The following is a 20,627-nucleotide window of genomic DNA, read 5'->3' as shown; positions in this document are numbered from 1 at the left end:
TCGTATGGAGCATAGTTCCTTGAAAGAAAATACGGGTATTTCAGCAGGCGCCAAACTACGCGAGGCCGTTGCAAGCGAACGGCCCTTGCAGATCGTTGGCGCGATCAATGCGTATCACGCACGCATGGCAGAGCGTGTCGGTTACCGCGCGGTGTATCTCTCCGGCGGAGGCGTGGCCGCAGGCTCGCTGGGCATGCCTGATCTCGGCATCTCGACGATCGACGACGTGCTGACTGACATTCGTCGCATCACCGATGTCTGCTCACTCCCCCTGCTGGTCGATATCGACACGGGATTTGGGGGAGCGTTCAATCTGGCGCGCTCGATACGAGCCTTGATCAAGGCCGGTGCGGGCGGATGCCACATCGAAGATCAGGTACAGGCCAAACGTTGCGGGCATCGTCCGGGCAAGGCAATTGTCCCGAGCGAAGAGATGGTGGACCGGATCAAAGCCGCTGTCGATGCGCGCACGGATGCCAGCTTCGTGATCATGGCGCGCACGGATGCTTTAGCGAGCGAGGGTTTGAATGCCGCGCTCGACCGCGCCGCAGCGTACGCCGAGGCGGGTGCGGACATGGTCTTCCCCGAGGCTGTCACGGAGCTGGACCAGTACCGTGCGTTTGCGAAACGCACCCGTGTTCCCGTGCTGGCGAATATCACGGAGTTTGGCTCAACGCCTTTGTTTACGCTGGACGAGCTGCGCGGCGCGGATGTGTCGATCGCACTCTATCCGCTCTCGGCGTTTCGAGCGATGAACGCCGCCGCGCTTAATGTGTATCAACACATTCGTACCGACGGAACGCAGGAGAAGGTGGTCGGCACGATGCAGACACGCGCCGATCTCTACGATTTCCTGGGGTATCACGCGTATGAGCAGAAGCTTGATGAGTTGTTTGCGAAGGATAAGCAGTGACAGGGATGGCATGAGATCACGGAACCGCCCATCGCCACGTCCGTTCTGATCCATACCTTTCTGGCGATACGGGCGAAGAACGGGAGGAAGCAGGTTCTTCTCTTCGTTCGGAATGACAAACCAGAAAAACAAAGACAAAGAACAAAACAAACACAAGGGTAGAGGTAAAGGCGCTTATGAGTGGAGAGACAGCAGTAGCGACACCGGGGTTCAAGCCCAAAAAATCCGTTGCGCTTTCGGGCGTACCTGCGGGCAACACGGCGCTCTGCACTGTGGGCCGCAATGGCAATGATTTGCACTATCGCGGCTACGACATTCTCGAACTCGCGGCGAAGTGCGAGTTTGAAGAGATTGCGTACCTGTTGCTCTACGGCAAGCTGCCGACAGCGGCGGAGCTTTCGAGCTACAAGCAGCGGTTGCGGGGCCTGCGGGGCCTGCCGCAGGGTGTGAAGACGGCTCTGGAGCAGCTTCCTGCCAGCGCGCATCCGATGGATGTGCAGCGCGTGGGTGTTTCGGTGCTCGCGACGCTCGAACCTGAACCGCAGCCTCATAGCCCTGAGAGTGCGCTACACATCGCCGACCGCCTGATGGCGTCGCTGGGATCGATGCTGCTCTACTGGTACCACTTTGCAAACAGCGGCAAGCGCATTGAGGTGGAAACCGAAGACGATTCTATCGGCGGACATTTTCTGCATCTACTGCATGGCAAACCTGCGAGCTCCGAGTGGGTGCAGGCGATGCACGTGTCGTTGATTCTTTATGCGGAGCACGAGTTCAATGCGTCCACCTTTACGGCGCGCGTGATTGCGGGTACGGGTTCGGATATGTTCTCGGCCATCGCCGGGGCTATCGGCGCGCTGAAAGGCCCGAAGCACGGCGGAGCGAACGAGGTTGCGCTGGAGATTCAGCAGCGCTACAGCTCGCCTGACGAGGCCGAGGCTGATATCCGCGCGCGGGTTGCGAACAAGGAAGTCATTATCGGCTTCGGGCACCCGGTGTACACGATCAGCGACCCGCGCAATGTGGTCATAAAAAAGGTTGCGCATGATCTTTCGACAACCGCAGGCGATCTCGCGATGTACAACGTCGCCGAACGGCTCGAAGCGGTGATGTTCGAAGTGAAGAAGATGTTTCCAAACCTCGACTGGTTCTCGGCTGTGGCGTATCACGTGATGGGGATACCGACTGCGATGTTCACGCCGATCTTCACCATCGCGCGTACCAGCGGATGGGCGGCGCATGTGATGGAGCAGCGCGCTGATGGGAAGATCATTCGGCCGAGTGCGAATTACATTGGGCCGGAAGATGTGGCGTTTGTGCCGATAGGGGAACGTACGTAGTTTTTCGCCGTCATCCTGAAGCGCAGCTGAAGGACCCCCGGCATTCTTCTGTGGTGATACCAAATTCGGGGGTCCTTCGCCTACGGCTCAGGATGACGGCGAAAAACAAACAACGACAAAAGCAACGACAATGGCAATGACAAGAGCAAGAGCAACAACGACAGCAGCACGCCAGCAATTGCAAGCTTAGGAAATTTCAAGGAACCACATGTCCAGCCATATCTCCAATGTTCGCCCCGAGTTTGATCAACCTCTCATCGACATCGTCGACTATGTTCTGAACTACAGGATTGAGAGTTCACTTGCCTATGAGACCGCGCGCTATTGTCTGCTCGATACGCTTGGCTGCGGGTTGCAGGCACTCGACTTCCCTGCCTGCAACAAGCTGCTTGGCCCGCTGGTGCCGGGGCTCACGATGAAGAACGGCGCGCGCGTTCCGGGGACAAGCTACGAGCTCGACCCTGTGCAGGCGGCCTTCAACATTGGCGCGATCATCCGTTGGCTCGACTTCAACGACACGTGGCTGGCAGCCGAGTGGGGACATCCGTCGGACAATCTTGGCGGCATTCTTGCCGTTGCCGATTGGCTTGCGCGCAATGGCCACAAACTCACGATGCGCGATGTGCTGACCGCCATGATCAAGGCGCACGAGATTCAGGGATGCCTGGCGCTGGAGAACTCGTTCAACAAGGTGGGGCTCGACCACGTTGTGCTGGTGAAGGTCGCGTCCACTGCGGTCGTCGCACAGATGCTGGGCCTTACGCGCGAGCAGACGCTGAATGCCGTCTCGCTGGCCTGGGTGGATGGGCAATCGCTGCGTACCTATCGCCATGCTCCCAATGCGGGCTCGCGCAAGAGCTGGGCCGCGGGTGATGCGACCTCGCGGGCGGTGAGGCTGGCCTTGATCGCGCAGACCGGGGAGATGGGCTATCCGTCCGTGTTGAGCGCGAAGACGTGGGGTTTCTACGACGTCAGCTTCAAGGGACAGCCTTTCAAGTTCCAGCGGCCCTATGGCAGCTATGTGATGGAGAACGTGCTCTTCAAGATCTCGTTCCCCGCGGAGTTCCATTCGCAGACCGCGGTGGAAGCCGCTATGACGCTGCATGCGCAGTTGGCAGCGCTGGGCAAGACGGCGGCAGACATTGCTCGCGTCACGATTCGCACGCATGAGGCCTGTATCCGCATCATCGATAAGCAGGGTCCTTTGAATAATCCTGCCGACCGCGACCACTGCATCCAGTACATGGTTGCGGTACCGCTGATCTTTGGCCGCCTTACCGCCGAAGACTATGACGACGCTGTTGCCTGCGACCCGACGTGGGGTCCGCGCATCGACGAGGTGCGGGCGCGGATCGTCTGCGTCGAAGACCCGCAGTTTACTGCTGATTACCATGACCCCGAGAAGCGCTCGATTGCGAATGCGCTCACGGTTGAGTTGAATGACGGAACGGTGTTGCCCGAGGTGGCTGTCGAGTATCCGATCGGGCACCGGCTGCGCCGCGGCGATGGCATTCCGCTGCTGCTGGATAAGTTCAGGCATAACCTTGCGCGCCGACTCTCTCCTGAGGCGCAGGAGAAGATTCTTGCTGCCTCGTCAGAACAGGCGAAGCTGGAAGCTATGCCGGTGGATGAGTATGTCGGGCTTTACACGGTCTGACGAACAGGCAACCGCAAAATCTCTAACGCAGAGGGCGCGGAGGTTTTGACGCGAAGCGCATACATAAACATTTGTGACCCGATTGGCGTCTGCGGAGGTTTCGCGGGGGACGCGGTGGCAGCCGTGGCTCCGGGGTAAAATCTATGCTCCTGGCTGCAAGCAATGGCGAATTGCTAACCCTCTCTGGGCCGGAGCTATATCTTTCGAGGTTCCGCTCGCGGGCGGCGGTTGAATTTTCAAGGAGAAGTCACCGGGAATCATGCTAGAGTGGCACTCTCGGATCCCCGCGGGGATCATCGAACCCCATGCGTAAGGCCACTCTTCTCATCTCCTCCGCCCTTCTGATTCTTGTGCTCGGCGGCGCGTGCTTTGCTTTTTTGCGAATCAACTCTACCCTGCGGGAGACCCGCCAGCGGGTCGACAAGGAAGGCAATTTAGCCTTCGACCTTCTCACTCTGGATAGCTCTTCTCAAGGCGTAAAGACTGGTTTCGAGCCGCTGCCTTCACCTAACGATGCTGTCACTGGCGCAGCGTTCGGCGGCAGGATTTATCTGGCTGGACCGGGTGGGCTTGCGGGCTATAGCTCTCTGGCCGCGGGCGCGCAGCCTACACTGCTTCGGACTGGACTGGAGCTTCCGCCCGCTCCCATTACAGCTCTCGCCACGGGACGGCTGCACGGCGAACCCTCCCCGTACCTGATCGCAGCTACGCATGGGGAAGGACTGCTTTTCGTTACCGATGACACAACGAAGCCGGTTCGGCAACTGCGTCCCGCCGATGCTACGGCACGCGACATCACCGCCATTCTCCCTCTGGCTTCAGGCGACATCCTGATCGGCACGCGGCGGGCAGGATTGTTGATCTATAACGGCAAGACGCTGCGGCTGTTCCGATCCGATTTTGCAGGGATTCCCGTAACCGCGCTCGCCGGAGACGAAGGAGATTTCTGGGTGGGGACACGCACCAAAGGTGTACTGCACTGGCATGCCGGCCAGTTGGATGCCTTCGACCAAAACAGCGGCCTGCCCGATCCCGAAGTGGAAGACATCGCGATTGGAACGGCCGGTGTGTTCGTAGGCACGCCGCTGGGGGTGGCAGAGTTTACCGATGGCCGTGCCGCCAGGGTACTTGCGCAGGGCCTGTTTGCGCATTCGCTGGCTTTGGAGGGAAGCACCCTGGTGATTGCGACGATCGACGAAGGTCTGCGTGAGATCGACTTGAAGCCACACCAGGCTGTGCGCGAGCCGTTGGCGAGCGAAGACCTGAACCATGCTCACTTCTTTACCGTAGACGGCGCGTTGCTGGCCATTGGAGACGGAAGGGTGCTGCGCCACGGCCGCGGCGGGGTTAGTGGGGATTGGCAGACCGTTCTTGCTCCTTCTCAGCGGTCGCTTTCCGATCGCAATATTACCTCGCTGAACTTCGCGCCGGATGGCCGCCTCTGGATTGGGTACTTCGACCGCGGCGTTGACGTACTGGATGTACATAGCGGGCATGCTGAACACGTGGAAGACGACCATGTCTTCTGCGTGAACCGCATCGTGACTGATCCGCTGCGGCAGACGATAGATGTAGCGACGGCGAATGGGCTGGTGCTGTTCGATCCTGCGAAGACGACGCCTTCAGAACGACAGGTGCTTCTGCGGCGGGATGGGCTGATCTCGGATCAGGTAACCGACATCGGCTTTACGCGTGACGGCATGACGCTCGCCACTCCGGCGGGGCTGACTTTCTTTACGCCGTCCGGCGCGCAGAGCCTCTATGCCTTCCAGGGACTGGTGAACAACCACGTCTACACGCTGGCGGCGGAGCGTACGAGTGGACGCATCCTCGCCGGAACGCTGGGGGGGATTTCGATTCTCGATGATGAGACTGTGCACCAGAACGTGACCCTGAAGAACTCCGGCCTGAAGCGCAACTGGATCACTGCGCTTCTGCGCGTGCCCCAGACGGAGACTCCGGACACTTGGTTCGTCGGTACGTATGGTGGCGGTGTCGTGCAGATGGATGGAGCCGGACATGTGACTTCGATGGACGTGGCGGATGTCGTCATCAATCCCAACGCTATGTTCGAGACGCCGCAACATGTCTTCGCGGGTTCGCTGGACGATGGCCTGCTGATCTATAACCGAGCGTCGCATCACTGGTCGCGAATTACCGCCGGGCTGCCGTCAAAGAATGTGACCGCCTTCGCCGAAAACGGCGGTGAGCTTTATGTTGGAACAGATAACGGCGTTGTACGGATCGCCGAAACGAGGCTGCCATGAAGGGGCACGATGTGTGGAGAATTTTAGGATTTTGGGCTCTGGTTGCGCTTTTTGCTCCGGCCCTTGCACAAGGGCAGTCCGGCGTACTGTTGCCGAGGGACAAGGATAAGCCTGACCCCGAGGTGCTCTCGCTGGAAGAGATGCGGGTGAATGTCGTTATCGACAATGGCGATGCGCGTGTTTCTCTGACACAGATATTCGCGAACCGTTCCAATCACATCGAAGAGGGAACCTATATCTTCGCGCTGCCTTCGGGCAGTACGGTGTCGGACTTCGCGACGTGGGATGGCCCGGTCCGCATTCCCGCGGTCATTCTGGAACGCAAGCGTGCCGAGGAGGTCTATCAGCAAGCTCGTGCGCAGGCTATCGATCCGGGACTGCTGGAGGCGGGTGAGCGCGATGGTTCCGACCCGAAGACTGACTCGACCTTTACGGCGAAGATCACGCCTATCCCCGCGTTCGGCACGAAGCGGCTGGAGCTCGAGTACCACCAGAGGCTGACGGTCGACCGCTATATGCAGGGCTTCGTGCTTCCGCTGAAGCCGGCACAGTACCAGGTGCAGAAGGCCGCGCACCTCAAGCTGCAGTTCGAGCTGCACTCCACACAGGCGTTCGCGGATTTCAAGCTGGTGAGCAAGGAGTTCCCGCTGCAGATCAGCCGTCAGGATGCTAATACGGTGATCGGCACCTGGGAGGGGACCAACGTCTCGCTCAATGAGGACTTCAGCACGGCCTGGCAGCTTGACGCGCGTTCGGCCGACACACTTGCTGTGACCGCCTTCCGCAATCCCAATCCGGGGTTGCCGTCGCCGGATGAGATGTCTCCGAAGCCGCGTCAGCCAGAGCCGGGGTTCTTCCTTGCACAAACGCTTATCGCTTCGCCGGTTGCGGCGCCCGCAACGCAGACGCCGCCGCGCAATGTTGTTCTACTGCTCGACACTTCCCTCTCGATGCAGTGGGAGAAGCTCGAACGAAGCTATGCGGCGCTTGAGGCCGTGCTGCTGAGTTTGAAGCCTACCGATCAGTTCTCCGTGCTCCTGTTCAACCAGGATGTCGCCTCGTTCAAAACGGTGCCGGTGGCAGCTACGCCGGATGCCGTGCAACAGGCGCTACAGTTTGTGCGTTCCAGCAAACTACGCGGGGGCACGGACCTTGGCAAAGCGCTGACGGCAGGGCTGGCGCAGGCGAAGCTGCCGAACTCCAGTTTGGTCTTGCTGACGGATGGCAACTCCGATCGTGGGACTACGATCCTCACCGGCAAGATCGCCGCAGCCTATGCGCAGCAGTGGAAACAATCGCCAATGCACCCACGCGCCAACATCTTTGCCGTGGGAGATGATGCCAATCTTCCCCTGCTGAAGCTGCTGGCACAGAACGATGGCGTGCTGGAGAACGTGCTCGCGACCGAACCCCTGGAGGCCAAGCTCAGTACGTTTCTGGCACACAGTACATCGCATCCTGTTGGCGGACTTCACCTGGATATCTCCTCGTCGAGTGCGATCCATACGGTGTATCCGCTTGACGACTCGGTTTACGCCGGCTCCATTGCCGCGTGGGTTGGGGACTATACGACGCCCACGAAACAGGTCACCTTTACAGCCCATGCAGAGCGTGGCGACAAGCCGCTGGAGGCCTCCACCAAAATCGATCTTCCTGCGGAATCACTCGAGCATCCGCAGCTTCCGCGGTTGTGGGCGCAAGCGCGGGTGAATGCGCTACTGGATCAGATTGCACGTGACGGCGAGACGCGTGCCGCGATCGACGAGATCATCGAACTCTCGCGGCGATATAAGTTCGTCACGCCGTATACGTCGTTCCTTGCGGTGCCGCGATCGCTGCTACGTCCGCGCATCATCCGCCCCGGCGATCCGGTGCTTCGCGTGCATACGGACCCGGCCATTACCTCTGTGATTGCACTGTTTCCGTTTGGACTGACACAGCCGCTGCGGCACATCGCCTCGGAAGACAAGCAGAAGGGGCCCGACAGCGATCGTCTGTGGGAGACGCGGTTTCTTGCGCCTACCGATATGCAGGATGGCACCTATACTGTCCGGCTCATTCTGCGTGATGCGAAGGGCAATACCTACGCCGAGCAGAAGAGCTTTGTGATTGCCTCGACGCCGCCCGCCGTGCGGGTGAAGCTGGAGCGTACTCGCTACCATCGAGGCGATGCCATGCTCATCAAGGCTGGAGCGACAGCCACCACACGGACGCTGACGGCGCGGCTGCAGGGTGCGATGCCGGTCGATCTGCGCTGGAATAGTGCAGCGGCCGCCAGTACCGGAGAAATGCGTATTCCGGATACGCTCGCTCCGGGCAGCTATACGCTTTCGGTAACGGCTGAGGATGTTGCGCATAACGTCGGCTCACAGGAGGTGCAGATTGAAGTCGTCCCGTAATCGCTCTTTCTTCCCTTCGCGTGTGGCTTATGCTGCCGTCGCGCTTGGCGCGGTGTGTGCCATGAGTTTTTGTGCGCGAGCCGAGTTGGCTCCGTGGCTGCAAAGTGTTGTGTCCGGTTCAGCTATTGAGGCTGCGCTGTATCGTGCCATGGATCTGCCGGGGGTAAAGATGCTGTATCCGCGTCCGCCGGCTGAGGCGCGTGGCGAGTTGAACAGTTTGCTCAAGGGAAAATCCGACGCGGCGCAGCTTTATGCATTGCGTGCGCATAGTGAGGAACAGGCGCTCGATTTCAGCGCCGCCGAGCAGGATTGGAAGGCGTTCGTTGGAGACTCGGCGGATAAGCAGGCCGCAGAGTTCGAACTTGCTGACTTCTATCATCGCCGCGTTGAAGGACAGCAGGAGGTCACGGCACTGGAGCAGGCCGCGACCGCACCCTCCGCTGCCGGAGAGAAGTTCATTGCCGCCGATCAGCAGAGGGCGTGGCAAGCGTTTGCACGTGCGCTCATCGTGGCGCAGGAACAAGTGCTGGGTGATGACGCAACCATTGCTATCCATAGAGCATGGATCGCTCGCTATCCTGCTGAGCCTGCCGTGCGAGCAAACTTCGTTTCCGCACTGATGAAGATGCGGCGCTATAGCGATGCCCAGCAGGCGATCGCGGACTATCGCACGGCATTCCCGCAAGATTCGGTGTTTCCCATCAAGACCACCGCCCTGGTGGCGCTGCAACAGGGTGATGCGGCGGCAACCACGCAGGCGCTAGCGCTCTTCGATAAGGCCTATCAACCTCTATGGCCCGCGGAGCTGGTGCAGACGTACTTTCAGCTGCTCAACGCAGCACACATGCAACACACCATGCTCGCCGACGCGCGGGCGCGGCTGCTGCAAAACCCCGACGACTACAGCGCCGCTACGCGCATCTTCTTCTACTACCAACAACAGGGTCGCAGCGATGCGGCAGCGAACACCCTGGCCGAGTATGGAGCGAGCAAAGAAAGCCGCCATGTGGCGTGGACGGCCGATGAGCTTTACACCTTTGCTACGCTGCTGAACAACGCGACGCAGTATGAAGAGGCTGCTCGCTACTACTATGCGCTGGCCGGTACGCAAGGCAAGCTGACGGCAACGACGCAGACGCCGGAGGAGTCCGGACTGAGCAGCATCATCCGCATTCTGCTCAGCTCACCGGAGAGGCCGATCGATCTGGGCTCGGGGAATCTTTCGATCTATCGCGACCTCGCAACCCTCGATCAAGGGCCGGGATATTTGAATGGCATTCTCTCGCTGTGGTTCAACTCCGTGACCCCTGCTTCGGAGTTCCACGATGAAGAGGTGAAGGCCACACCTTACTTCCATCGGGCTAAGGCTGCGGAGTTGCTCGCTGTACTCGACCAGCGTTTTCCGGCATCGGACGCACGGCCCGCGCTGCATGCGGCGCTGATTCGCGCCTACATCACCTATGGCCAGGACGATGCGGTGCGAAAGGCCGGGCAACAGTTCCTCGCGGACTTTCCTCATGCTGCGGAACGGCTTGAAGTGGCGTTAGAGGTAGCCGACGTCGATGCGCGGCAGAACGATACGAAGGCGGAGTTCGCTCTCTATGAGGGGCTGCTTACCGAACTCTCTGCAAGCCTCCAAGGGATGCCGCTGACCGCAGCAGGTGCGGCGACGACGTCCGCAGCTCAAACCCCAACGCCCAGCGAAGACCAGGCGAGCAATGCCAGTGATGGCGGCACGCAAACGACCACCACACCCGCGGCACAGGCCAGCGCGCTGCTGAAGCAATCGCTTACGGTACCAGTGTTTGCGCCTACGACAACTGGCACCGCTGAAGCCTACAAGCAGATACTCGACCGCTACCTTAGCCGGCTCACAACGGTAAAAGAACTGCCGGCCGCCCTGGCCGTTCTGCGGCGCGAGCTCGATCGCAATCCAAACGACCCGCTGCTGTATGCGCGACTCGCGGACTTCCTGCAACAGAACAATCTCGCGGCGGAGCAGGAGGCGGTCTACCAACAGGCGATCGCACGCTTCAACGATACGAGCTTTTATGACAAGCTCGCACGCTTCTATCTGCGCGAGAAACGGCAGCAGGACTTCGACGCACTCACGCACAAGGTCGTCGATATCTTCCAGGGCACAGAGCTTGAGCAGTACTTCGGTAATGTTTCTTCCAGCTGGCCGCAGGAGTATCTGCAACTCAATCTGTATGCCCATAAGCGCTTTCCGCACGACCTTACGTTCACGCTCAACCTGTTGAGTGCGTATCTGGCAAAGGATACGTATGACGCTGCTGCATGGGAGCAGTTGATGCGCGAGCACTGGCAGGAATCGCCCGAACTGCAGGCACAGTTCTTCAGCTACCTCAGCCGCACAAACGGCCTCGACAAAGAGATGGCCTCGCTTGAGGCGCTGGTGCCGGCCGCAGCCGCACAACAGCAGAACCCTGCGGCTACACGCGAGCTGGCACAGCTGCAGCTCTGGCAGTCACACTTTGAAGAGAGCGCGCCTCTGCTGGGCAACCTGGTTCAGCTATATCCCGCGGATGCTGCGGTTGGTGAAGATGCCGCGAGTGTCTTTCGCTCGCTGGCCTACTACGATCCTGCGCAGATCGAGCATGCTGTCACTATCGAGAAGCATCTCTCGGAGGCTGATCCGGCGAACCTCGACAGGCTCGCAACCATTGGCGATATGTATGCCGACAGCACTGCAGCCAGCTTGAATCTTTCCGCAGACCATCAGATAGCGCAGGCGGCGCCGTACTGGAGGCGGATGAGCGCGGTGCATCCTGGTTTGTCTGACGGCTACCTGCAATCCGCGACGGTCTTCTGGGACTATTTCCAGTTCGACGACGCTGTCGCGCAGATCGAGGCGGCGCGCAAGCAGTTCCATAACCCAGCACTATACGGCTACGAAGCAGGCGCGATCTACGAGAATAAGCGCGACTTTGCACGAGCCATCGCCGAGTATGTGCGGGCGGCAATCGTAGCGGATGCACAACAAGCAGATACGGCGCAGTCGGAAGATCCTAGTTCAAGTGCACGCGCGCGGCTACTAACACTGGCCACGCGACAGGCGACAGGCGAGCTTGTCGATCAAGCTACGGCCAGCAGCCTGACGCAGCATCCGACGCTGGCTGCGCTAGAGCTGCGGGTCGATGTACTGAATGCCCGGCAGCAGCAAGACGCCATCGGCCCCGCTATAGAGACAGCCATCCAAAAGACGACTAGTGTAGAGGACGCGGCACAACTCGCCGAGCTCAGCCAGAGCAACCAGCTCCCACTGGCTTACCAGGCTGCGTTGCAGCGCGAGATTACGCTGGCGATAGATCCAGTCCAGCGCATCGAGCTTCAGTATCAGCTCGCGCGAGCTTATGAAGACCAAAAGGACACTGCCAGCGCGCAGCGTGTTATCGAAGCGGTCTATAAGGACAACACGAAGATTCTCGGCGTGGTGCGCGCCACTACAGATTTCTACTGGAACAATAAAGAGCCGCAGCGCGCCGTAGCTACGCTGGTGCAGGCATCGCATGATGCAAACCCAGCACTGGCCCATGATTTCACATTAGAAGCCGCAGCGAAGTCGAGCCAGAGTGGCGACTATGCAGGCGCGCGAGCTTTGCTGAAACCGCTGCTCACCGCCGATCCGTATAACGAGCAGTATCTGCATCTCTATGCGGACAGCTATACGCAGGCACACGATGCGGCCGGCGTGCGCGACTTCTATGCGGCAACTCTGACTTCATTGCAGAGCTCCAGCCTGAGCAAGCTGGAGAAGCGTGACAAGATCGCACTCGCACGCCAGGGCATGATCGCAGCACTGACCGATCTGAAGGACTACAGCGGCGCGCTCGATCAGCACATTGCGTTGATCAGCGCATTTCCTGAAGATGCGGACATCCTGCAGAACGCGACTTCGTATGCGCGACTACACAGCCGTGAACAACAGCTTGTCGCCTTCCTGAACAAAACCGTGGCGGATTCCCCCCGCGACTCGCGTTTCGCGATCGATCTCGGACATGTCGATGTTCTGTTCGAAGACTACGACGGTGCATTGGCTGCCTACTCTAAGGCGATTGCGGTCCGCAAGGACAGACCGGAGCTGTACATAGCCAGGGCCGACCTGGAAGAACATCAACAGGCCTTCGAGGCAGTGTGTGCCGACTATGACAGGCTCTACTTCCTCACCTACAAAGATCCCCAGTGGATGGAAAAGGCCGCGCTGGCTCGCGCACGACAGGGACGCGCCGATCTTGCAGTGAAGGCGCTGCAGACGGCATGGATCGAAGGGCGTCCCGCATCGGCTGCGAACAACTTCCGCGTCGCGGAGCAGTTGACAGAATGGGACATGCTGGCCGAGGCGCGCAAGTTCGGCGACGAGGGGGTGAAGCTCGCTGGAGACGAGTTGTTGACGGATACGGCGAATGCCAACGGCGCTGTGCAATATGCGAATCTGCTCGGACGGCAGCGCCAAGCGCAGGAGGCGTTGAGCTTGCTGGAGCGTGCACGCGCGGCTGCCAATGTGTCGCCCTCGTCACCCGCAATCGTCATCAAGCAGGTAGAAGAAAAAGGCATTGCGTCGGTGACGGATGCAGAGTGGCGCAAACAGTTGGTGGAACAGCGTAGACAGTTTGCGCAGAACTCTTTCCAGCGCGCAGTGCAGGAGTTAAGCACAACGGCAGCGGACTACTATACGCCGGAAGAAAAGCTCGCCTATGCCCGCCTTCTGGATACGAAGCGCGCCAATGCGTCACAGAAAGAAGTAGCCGACGTTTGGATTCCCGCTGCACAAGCAGCAGAGTTGAAAGACCGTGAGGCCACGTGGCGGCGCGATGTACTGCTTGGTGCAGATAAAGATCTTGCAGCGCAACAACTCCAACCGTTCAATGAGTTAGAGGCTGAGCGCATGGACAATCTTGTCCGAGCGCAGACGCTGGATGCGTATGCGGTAACCTTGCCACACAAAAAGCAATCATCAGCGCTCTCCATGGCTGCAAGCGCGTGGCGCGATGCGGGAGATTTTGCATCGGAGACACGCGACCTGCGCAAGCTGGTTCTAAGCCATCAGGATGTACAGCACCAGCAGCGGCTGTTCGAGTTGCTGCTGCAACACAATCCTGCCGCGCTGATTCCGTTAGCTGCCGCGAAAGGCAGTTATGCGGATGCCGCCGCAAACTATGCGATAGCAAACGGCTCGAAGACGTTTGCCTATCAGGTGGTTGCCGCGCGGACTGCAGCCGCGTCTCCGGTATGGGCCAATGCAACGAATGCGCTGCTGGGCTTGTACTTCGCCGATACCTCGCCACGCACCAACGCGGCCTTCCAGGCTGCGCTGGCTAACGGAACGATTGGCGAACGTTTGCAGATGAAGCCGGATGAAGAAAAGCAAATTACCGGCGATCCGTGGTTTTACTATGCCATGCGCTACGGTGTGCTGCGCACGATAGCGGAGAAACCCGACGCCGACCCTGAGGACTATCTACCGGCGGAACTGGAGGTTAAACCGCAGAACAGCGAGAGCTATTCTGCACTGGCACAGGCCTATGTCGATGCGCATAAGTATGACGCCGCGATCGCCGAGTATCGCCACGTAGAAGAGCTTGACCCAACCGATCCTGAACCGAATCGCACGATTGCAGAGGTTCTGTGGACGGAGGGGCATCATGACGAGGCCCTTGCGGAGTGGCGCAAGGCGCTTACGAAGCTGCGCGAAATAATCGACGAACACTCCGTACCGGAGAGCTTCTGGACGTGCTTCACGGCCATCGCAAACGATGCGCACGATCATCAAATTGCGGCGAAGCTGAAACCGGGGATGAACGCCGTCCTTGAATCGTATCTACGGAAGAATGGAAGCTATCGCTCGGCCGAGCTGCTACATGACGCGTATATTGCGCTGGACGGGCAGGATGAGGCCATCGACTGGGTGCTTGCCCTGACTGCGGATACGACGGAGCAGCGCTCCCTTCTCTCCACCCTGACAGCCGAATCGTGGTTCCCACATAAACTGCTGGGCAATGTCTATCGCCGTGAGATCGCACTGGCGCAGGTGGAAGCACAGTCCGCAGCGGCAAAGACCAAAGCCGGAGAGGAAAGCGGAGTTCAAAGCGAGGTCCTCTCCATCCAGACCCGGTACCTGAAGTGGATGCTGCAACAGGACCAGGTTGCCGAGGCACAACGTCTGCTGGAAAGCATTCCGGCAACCCAGAGGGAAGACACAGAGTTAGAGAAGATTGCGCTCCTGCTGGCAGCGCGGCAGTCGAGGCTTCCACAGTTGCTTGCGAGCTACAAGGACGACCCGGCGAGCGCGCCTTCCCTGGAGGCTCTTTCCGGCGTAGCCAACCAACTGCGCCTGAAGCACGACGACGCGAACAGCCGCCTGCTGCTTGAGTATGTTTTTCAGCAGAAGACAGCGCTACAAGAGCTGGCGGCTACAGATTATCTCGCGCTGGCTGACGCCCGGCTTGCAACGGACGATGTGCCTGGCGCGCTCGACCTGCTGCACAGGCTAACGCTGCAAGGAGACCTGTACGAGAACCTCAACAGCGCGGCCGAACTGCTGATGAAGACCGGACACGTAACGGAGGCGCTGCCCATGCTGACGAAGCTGTCAAAGGGGACGCCCTGGGATCAGGACTACCAGCGACGGCTGGGAGAAGCGCTGATCGAGGCAAAGCAGACTGCTCCGGCAGTCGAAGCCCTGAGTGCGGTCGCGGCGAGCAGCAACACTGGCTACGACAACCGAGCAACGGCCGCCGAGGCGCTGCATGCCATTCCCGGAACCTACAACTTCAACAGCGCGGAGTTGACGCTGCTGGCTAGCGCCAACCCCGGCACACAGCAGGCAGACCAACCGTACTTCGTCTATAGCCGCATCGCCGCATCGAATGCGCTTCCGGCTGCACAGCGGACTGCGACGCTGCGCGCTGCAATCCTGACAGCGCCTGCATCGCTGGTTGATACCTTGCGACTTGAGATCTTCCGCTCGGAGATCGCGGCCAATCACTACGAACAGGCAGACACCGTTATTGCATTGCTGCTGAACAAACATGAGGATCTGCGCTTTGTGACTCAGGACACGTCCTCAGAAGAAGAGGATTCCAGCGACAGCAATACGTATACAACGGACGACGGAGAAGAGCACACCTACTATCCCGGAGAAGGTTCTTCCTCGCCTGACGACGCGCCCGTACTTTCCCTTAGCCAGGCGGAGAAGCACGACTTCGTGCTGATGCTGGCGACCATGGAAGAGCATCTTGCTCAAGAACAACAGGCGATAAGAGACCTCCAGACGGCCGCATCATTGACCGACGATAAGGCACAGAAGTTGAAGATTGAAAGCCGCATCCATGGGCTTCAGGAGCGTCTCACGATCCAACAGGAGAATGCGACGCGGCGTCCCGTGATTCAGAAATCTGTCGAACAGACTGTGCTCGTGCGGCCGCGACTCACGGCCAGCACGGCGAAGGTGCAACCATGATGAAGCGATCTCGTATAGCTCTCGCAATCGTGCTGGGCATTGGAATTTTGGGAGTCGGCGGAGCCGCGGCCTACAAAGCATTTCAGGCACAGCCGTCAGCGGCTAACTCGTTAGCGGCGTTCGCTCCACAGGGGGCGCTACTGGCGATCGAGTCTCCAGACTTCAAGTCCCTGCTCAACTCGTGGTCGAGTTCGGAAGAAGAAAAGCGTTGGCTCAAGAGCGATAACTACGCGGGCTTTTCGCGCTCTCGATTGTTCTCACGCCTAGGAGAGGCGCAAGATCAGTTCGCCGCCACTGCAGGGCTTCCGGCTGATACGGAGTTTCTGCAACAGGTCGCCGGAGGTCAAAGTCTCTTCGCGTGGTACGACATCGGCAATCTTGAGTTCCTCTACGTCACACGAATGCCTAGCGGGGAGGCAGCTAAAACACCGCTACTGCAACTGCGCGATAAGTTTGAAGAGCGCAAGGTGGGAGATACCACGTTCTACGTCCGCACAGATGGCGATCCAGCGCGGACTGTTGCCTTCGCCGTACACGGCGATTATCTGCTGTTGGCCACTCGCGAGGACCTGCTGGCGAGCGCGCTGCAGTTGATGCAGCAGCCGGCGGACGCCACATTGGTCCATGAGCACTGGTATGCAGAGGCCGTGGCGGCCGGCGATGAAAAGCCCGGCGATCTGCGGATGACCCTAAATCTGGCGAAGATCGTGCGAACGCCCTACTTCCGCAGCTACTGGGTGCAGCAGAACATTACAGACCTCAAGCAGTACAGTACTGCGCTGAGCGATCTCTACCGCACCCCGGACAACTTTCGTGAAGAGCGCGTTCTGATTGCGGCAAACCCCGGCAAAGAAGTTGCAAGTGCTGATCTTGCTCCCGTGCTTGACTATCTTCCGGAGCATAGCGGGGTCTACCGCGCACAGGCCCAGCCCACTACCACCGCTGTACTCGACCAGTTTGAGGACAAACTGCTCTCGCGCACGATCAGCGACTATCGCGACGCACACGTTGCGCCGGTCGCCGACCTCTCTACGCCTGACGCAGGCGATACGTCGAACGATATCTCGAATCTGGATGAGCGCATCGACGAGACCTCTGTCGTTGCGCAGCCACGCTCCGCAGCTCTTTCTCAGCTACATGATCTGCTTGTCTCTGCGCATCCGGAGGCGATGCTGGCTTACTCCGCAACAGACTCACAGCCTCACGAAGGTGTGTTCGCGCCCATTCATACGGCAGTCGTACTCGCCTCGTCAGTTGGATGGGACCAGACTGCGTGGCAACAAAGTCTCAGTGCTGCGTTGGCGCCACGGCTCACTGTCGGCAAGACCGGACTGACATGGCAGGAACATCATCGTAACAATATGAGCTGGGTAACGTTGGCTGGAATGCACGGCCTTGCCATGACTGTTCAAGGCAACGTCTGTGTCGTTGCCTCCGATGAAGCGACGCTGCTGCGGTTTCTTGAGGCGTCGCAACATGCGGCCAAGGCGCCCAAGGTAGCGACTACCATCGCGGGGTTCGACCATCGCTTTGAGCGTGAGGGGTTTGCGCGGCTGACGGGCCTGCTGGATGGCGCCGGTGGTTCAACCCAAAGTGGCGATACGCCGCCGTTCTTCTCGAAGAATCTAGCGAGCCTGAGTACTACGTTTCAGGATCTTGATGCCGAGACGTTTACGCAATCTGCGGCGGCCAATGGTGCTACGCATCAGACGGTTGTTTATCAGTGGCATCGGTGATGCGGTTTCGTATCGCTACAGGGGACAATAGCTCAATATGGACGACAGAGCGCACCTGGCAGGAAAAGACCCCTGCATTCTGCCGCCAGCAGCTATGCAGCTCCGGGCGAAAATACAGGGGTCTCTCCACTACGGCGGCAAAAGACGCCGCCTCCGGTCAAGATGACAGCATTTGAGGTAATCCAACTTCACATCTAGCCGCTACTATTTCGCGGCTACAAGCGGGGCGGTGTGATCGAGGTCCAGGTTGAGCTCCAGTACGTTGACGCGTGGTTCGCCCAACACGCCGAACTGGCGTGCCTGGGTGTGCTTCGCTACGAGATCGTGCACGGCGCTCTCCGAGATGTGGCGTTCCTTCGCCACGCGAGCTACCTGATACTCTGCCGCTGCCGGTGTGATGTCCGGGTCCAGACCAGAACCGGACGCCGTGACCAGATCGACGGGAACATCGGTGCCGGGATGATCTGCGTTCGCTGCAGCAGCGTCGCCCTTGACCCTGTCGATGAGCTTCTGGTTGGTAGGCGCATAGTTCGAGCCGCTGGAGTTGGCGGCGTCATAGCCATTGCCTGCAGCCGAGGGGCGGGAGTGAAAGTACGTCGGCGCGGAGAACGACTGGCCAAGAAGGTGCGAGCCGACAACAGTTCCGTTCTCTGTGATGAGCTGGCCGTTGGCTTTGTCCTTGAACAAGAGCTGTGCCGCGCCGGTGACTAGGAGTGGATAGGCGACGCCGAAGATGATCGTCGTGACGAGGGTGTAGAGGATAGCGGTGATAATGTTGCGGCGCATGACTGCCCCTTATGCCAGGTGAATGGCGGTGATGATTAAGTCGATGATCTTGATACCCAGGAACGGCGCGATTAACCCTCCAACGCCGTAGATGAGGAGGTTGCGGCGCAGCAGCGCCTCAGCCGACATAGCTTTATAGCTGACGCCGCGCAGCGCCAGCGGAATGAGGCCGACGATGATGAGCGCGTTGAAGATGACCGCCGAGAGAATGGCCGACTGCGGTGTCTTCAGGTGCATGATGTTGAGCGCGTTCAGCACCGGGAACGTCGCGGCAAACATCGCCGGAATAATGGCGAAGTATTTTGCTACGTCGTTCGCGATCGAGAACGTTGTGAGTGCGCCGCGTGTCATCAGCAACTGCTTGCCGATCTCTACGATCTCGATGAGCTTGGTGGGGTTGGAGTCCAGGTCCACCATGTTGCCGGCTTCCTTTGCGGCCTGCGTGCCGGTGTTCATGGCAACACCTACGTCGGCCTGGGCGAGCGCGGGAGCGTCGTTGGTGCCGTCGCCGGTCATCGCGACGAGCTTGCCTTCGGCCTGCTCGCGCTTGATGAGGTCCATCTTGTCCTTGGGCTTGGCCTCGGCAAGAAAGTCGTCGACGCCGGCTTCACGGGCGATGGCCGCTGCGGTCAGTGGGTTATCGCCGGTGATCATGATGGTCTTGATACCCATGGCGCGAAGCTGGGCGAAACGCTCCTTCATGCCACCTTTGACTATGTCCTTGAGGTGAATCACGCCGAGTGCCTGACGATTCTCGGCGACGACGAGAGGAGTTCCGCCAGAGCGCGCAACGGTTTCGACATCGATGCGAACCTGGTCGGGCAGCGAGCCGCCGCGCTCCTGCAGGAAGCGCGCAATGGCATCCGTAGAACCCTTGCGGATGATGCGGCCTTCCATGTTCACGCCAGACATGCGCGTAGTGGCAGAGAACGGAACGAACTCCGCCTGCAGGTCGTGGAGCTCGCGTCCGCGCAGGCCGTAGAGCTCTTTGGCGAGCACAACGATGCTGCGGCCCTCAGGCGTCTCGTCCGGCAGCGAGGAGAACTGCGCGGCGTCGGCTAGTTGGTCTTTGCTGACGCCTGGAGCTGGGATGAATGCTGCTGCTTGACGATTGCCGAGCGTAATCGTTCCAGTTTTATCGAGCAGCAACGTGTTGACATCGCCAGCAGCTTCGACCGCGCGGCCCGACATCGCCAGTACGTTGTACTGTACGAGGCGGTCCATGCCAGCGATACCGATGGCAGAGAGCAAGCCACCGATGGTCGTCGGGATCAGGCAGATGAGCAGCGAGATCAGAACGAAGACGGTCTGAGGAGCCGTTGAATAGATCGCAATCGGCTGCAGCGTGACCACGGCGAGCAGGAAGATGATCGTAAGTCCAGCGAGAAGAATGTTCAGCGCGATCTCGTTGGGTGTCTTCTGACGCTCCGCGCCTTCGACCAATGCAATCATGCGGTCGAGGAATGTCTCGCCGGGGTTTGAGGTAATGCGGACCTTGATCTCGTCCGACAGCACGCGAGTGCCGCCCGTTACGGCGGAGCGATCGCCGCCCGCTTCGCGGATTACAGGAGCAGACTCGCCGGTAATGGCCGACTCGTCGACCGAGGCGACACCTTCGATGATCTCGCCATCACCGGGGACCATGGAGCCAGCGACGATGAGGCAGATATCGCCCGAACGAAGATTGAGGCTGGGGACTTCTTCGGTTGTGCCATCGGCGCGAAGGCGGATGGCGATGGTGTCGGACTTGGCTTTGCGCAGAGCGTCGGCCTGGGCCTTGCCGCGGCCTTCCGCCATCGCCTCGGCGAAGTTTGCGAAGAGCACGGTGAACCACAGCCAGAGTGTGATCTGGAGGTCGAAGCGCAGGGTGTGATGCGCCTGGATGACGTCGCGGACGGTGTAGATCGTGGTGATCAGACTGCCGATCTCCACGACGAACATGACCGGGTTCTTCATCATCGTGCGAGGATTCAGCTTGATGAAGGCGTCGCTCAGTGCGCGGCCGACGATCTTTGTGTCCCAAAGGGAACGCTTACGTGTGTTTGCCAT

General features: G+C 59.6%; 9 protein-coding genes. 7 read left to right on the top strand and 2 right to left on the bottom strand.

From position 1 onward, the window contains the following. The first annotated feature begins 19 nt into the window (after positions 1–19). The 7 genes from prpB (at position 20) to GSQ91_RS09020 (ending at position 17,792) form a co-directional block, all read left to right on the top strand. On the top strand, positions 20–913 hold the full coding sequence (gene prpB, locus GSQ91_RS09050; protein ID WP_254064448.1) for a methylisocitrate lyase: 894 nt from the start codon (positions 20–22) through the stop codon (positions 911–913). Positions 914–1,089: 176 nt separating this feature from the next. Further along, positions 1,090–2,253 (top strand): 2-methylcitrate synthase, encoded by a 1,164-nt coding sequence (gene prpC, locus GSQ91_RS09045; RefSeq protein WP_158821209.1) that lies wholly within the window; start codon positions 1,090–1,092, stop codon positions 2,251–2,253. Positions 2,254–2,461: 208 nt separating this feature from the next. Further along, the gene (locus GSQ91_RS09040; protein ID WP_158821208.1) at positions 2,462–3,910 is read left to right on the top strand and encodes a bifunctional 2-methylcitrate dehydratase/aconitate hydratase; all 1,449 of its coding nucleotides are present in this window, start codon (positions 2,462–2,464) and stop codon (positions 3,908–3,910) included. A 305-nt stretch (positions 3,911–4,215) separates the two neighbouring features. Continuing rightward, positions 4,216–6,177: a hypothetical protein gene (locus tag GSQ91_RS09035; RefSeq protein WP_158821207.1), complete on the top strand. Its 1,962-nt coding sequence runs from the start codon at positions 4,216–4,218 to the stop codon at positions 6,175–6,177. Continuing rightward, positions 6,174–8,576, top strand: coding sequence for a VIT domain-containing protein (locus GSQ91_RS09030; RefSeq protein WP_158821206.1), 2,403 nt, complete (start codon positions 6,174–6,176; stop codon positions 8,574–8,576). Before GSQ91_RS09035 ends, GSQ91_RS09030 begins: the two co-directional genes overlap by 4 nt. After that, a complete protein-coding gene (locus GSQ91_RS09025; protein WP_254064447.1) occupies positions 8,560–16,056 on the top strand; it encodes a hypothetical protein in 7,497 nt (2,498 codons plus the stop codon). Before GSQ91_RS09030 ends, GSQ91_RS09025 begins: the two co-directional genes overlap by 17 nt. After that, positions 16,053–17,792, top strand: a complete 1,740-nt coding sequence (locus GSQ91_RS09020) for a hypothetical protein (protein WP_158821205.1) — start codon at positions 16,053–16,055, stop codon at positions 17,790–17,792. The genes GSQ91_RS09025 and GSQ91_RS09020 overlap by 4 nt, the downstream gene beginning before the upstream one ends. Before the next feature lie 204 nt (positions 17,793–17,996). Here GSQ91_RS09020 and kdpC read toward each other — a convergent pair whose 3' ends face one another. Together kdpC and kdpB are read right to left on the bottom strand one after the other, a co-directional pair. Then, on the bottom strand, positions 17,997–18,578 hold the full coding sequence (kdpC, locus tag GSQ91_RS09015) for a potassium-transporting ATPase subunit KdpC (protein ID WP_158821204.1): 582 nt from the start codon (positions 18,576–18,578) through the stop codon (positions 17,997–17,999). A gap of 9 nt (positions 18,579–18,587) precedes the next feature. Continuing rightward, a complete protein-coding gene (kdpB, locus tag GSQ91_RS09010; RefSeq protein WP_158821203.1) occupies positions 18,588–20,627 on the bottom strand; it encodes a potassium-transporting ATPase subunit KdpB in 2,040 nt (679 codons plus the stop codon).

Origin of the sequence: Granulicella sp. S156 (assembly GCF_009766105.1) — a bacterium.
Taxonomy (GTDB): domain Bacteria; phylum Acidobacteriota; class Terriglobia; order Terriglobales; family Acidobacteriaceae; genus Granulicella.
The sequence above is the reverse complement of the archived record's forward strand: the minus strand, read 5'-3'. Positions and strand labels throughout refer to the sequence as shown.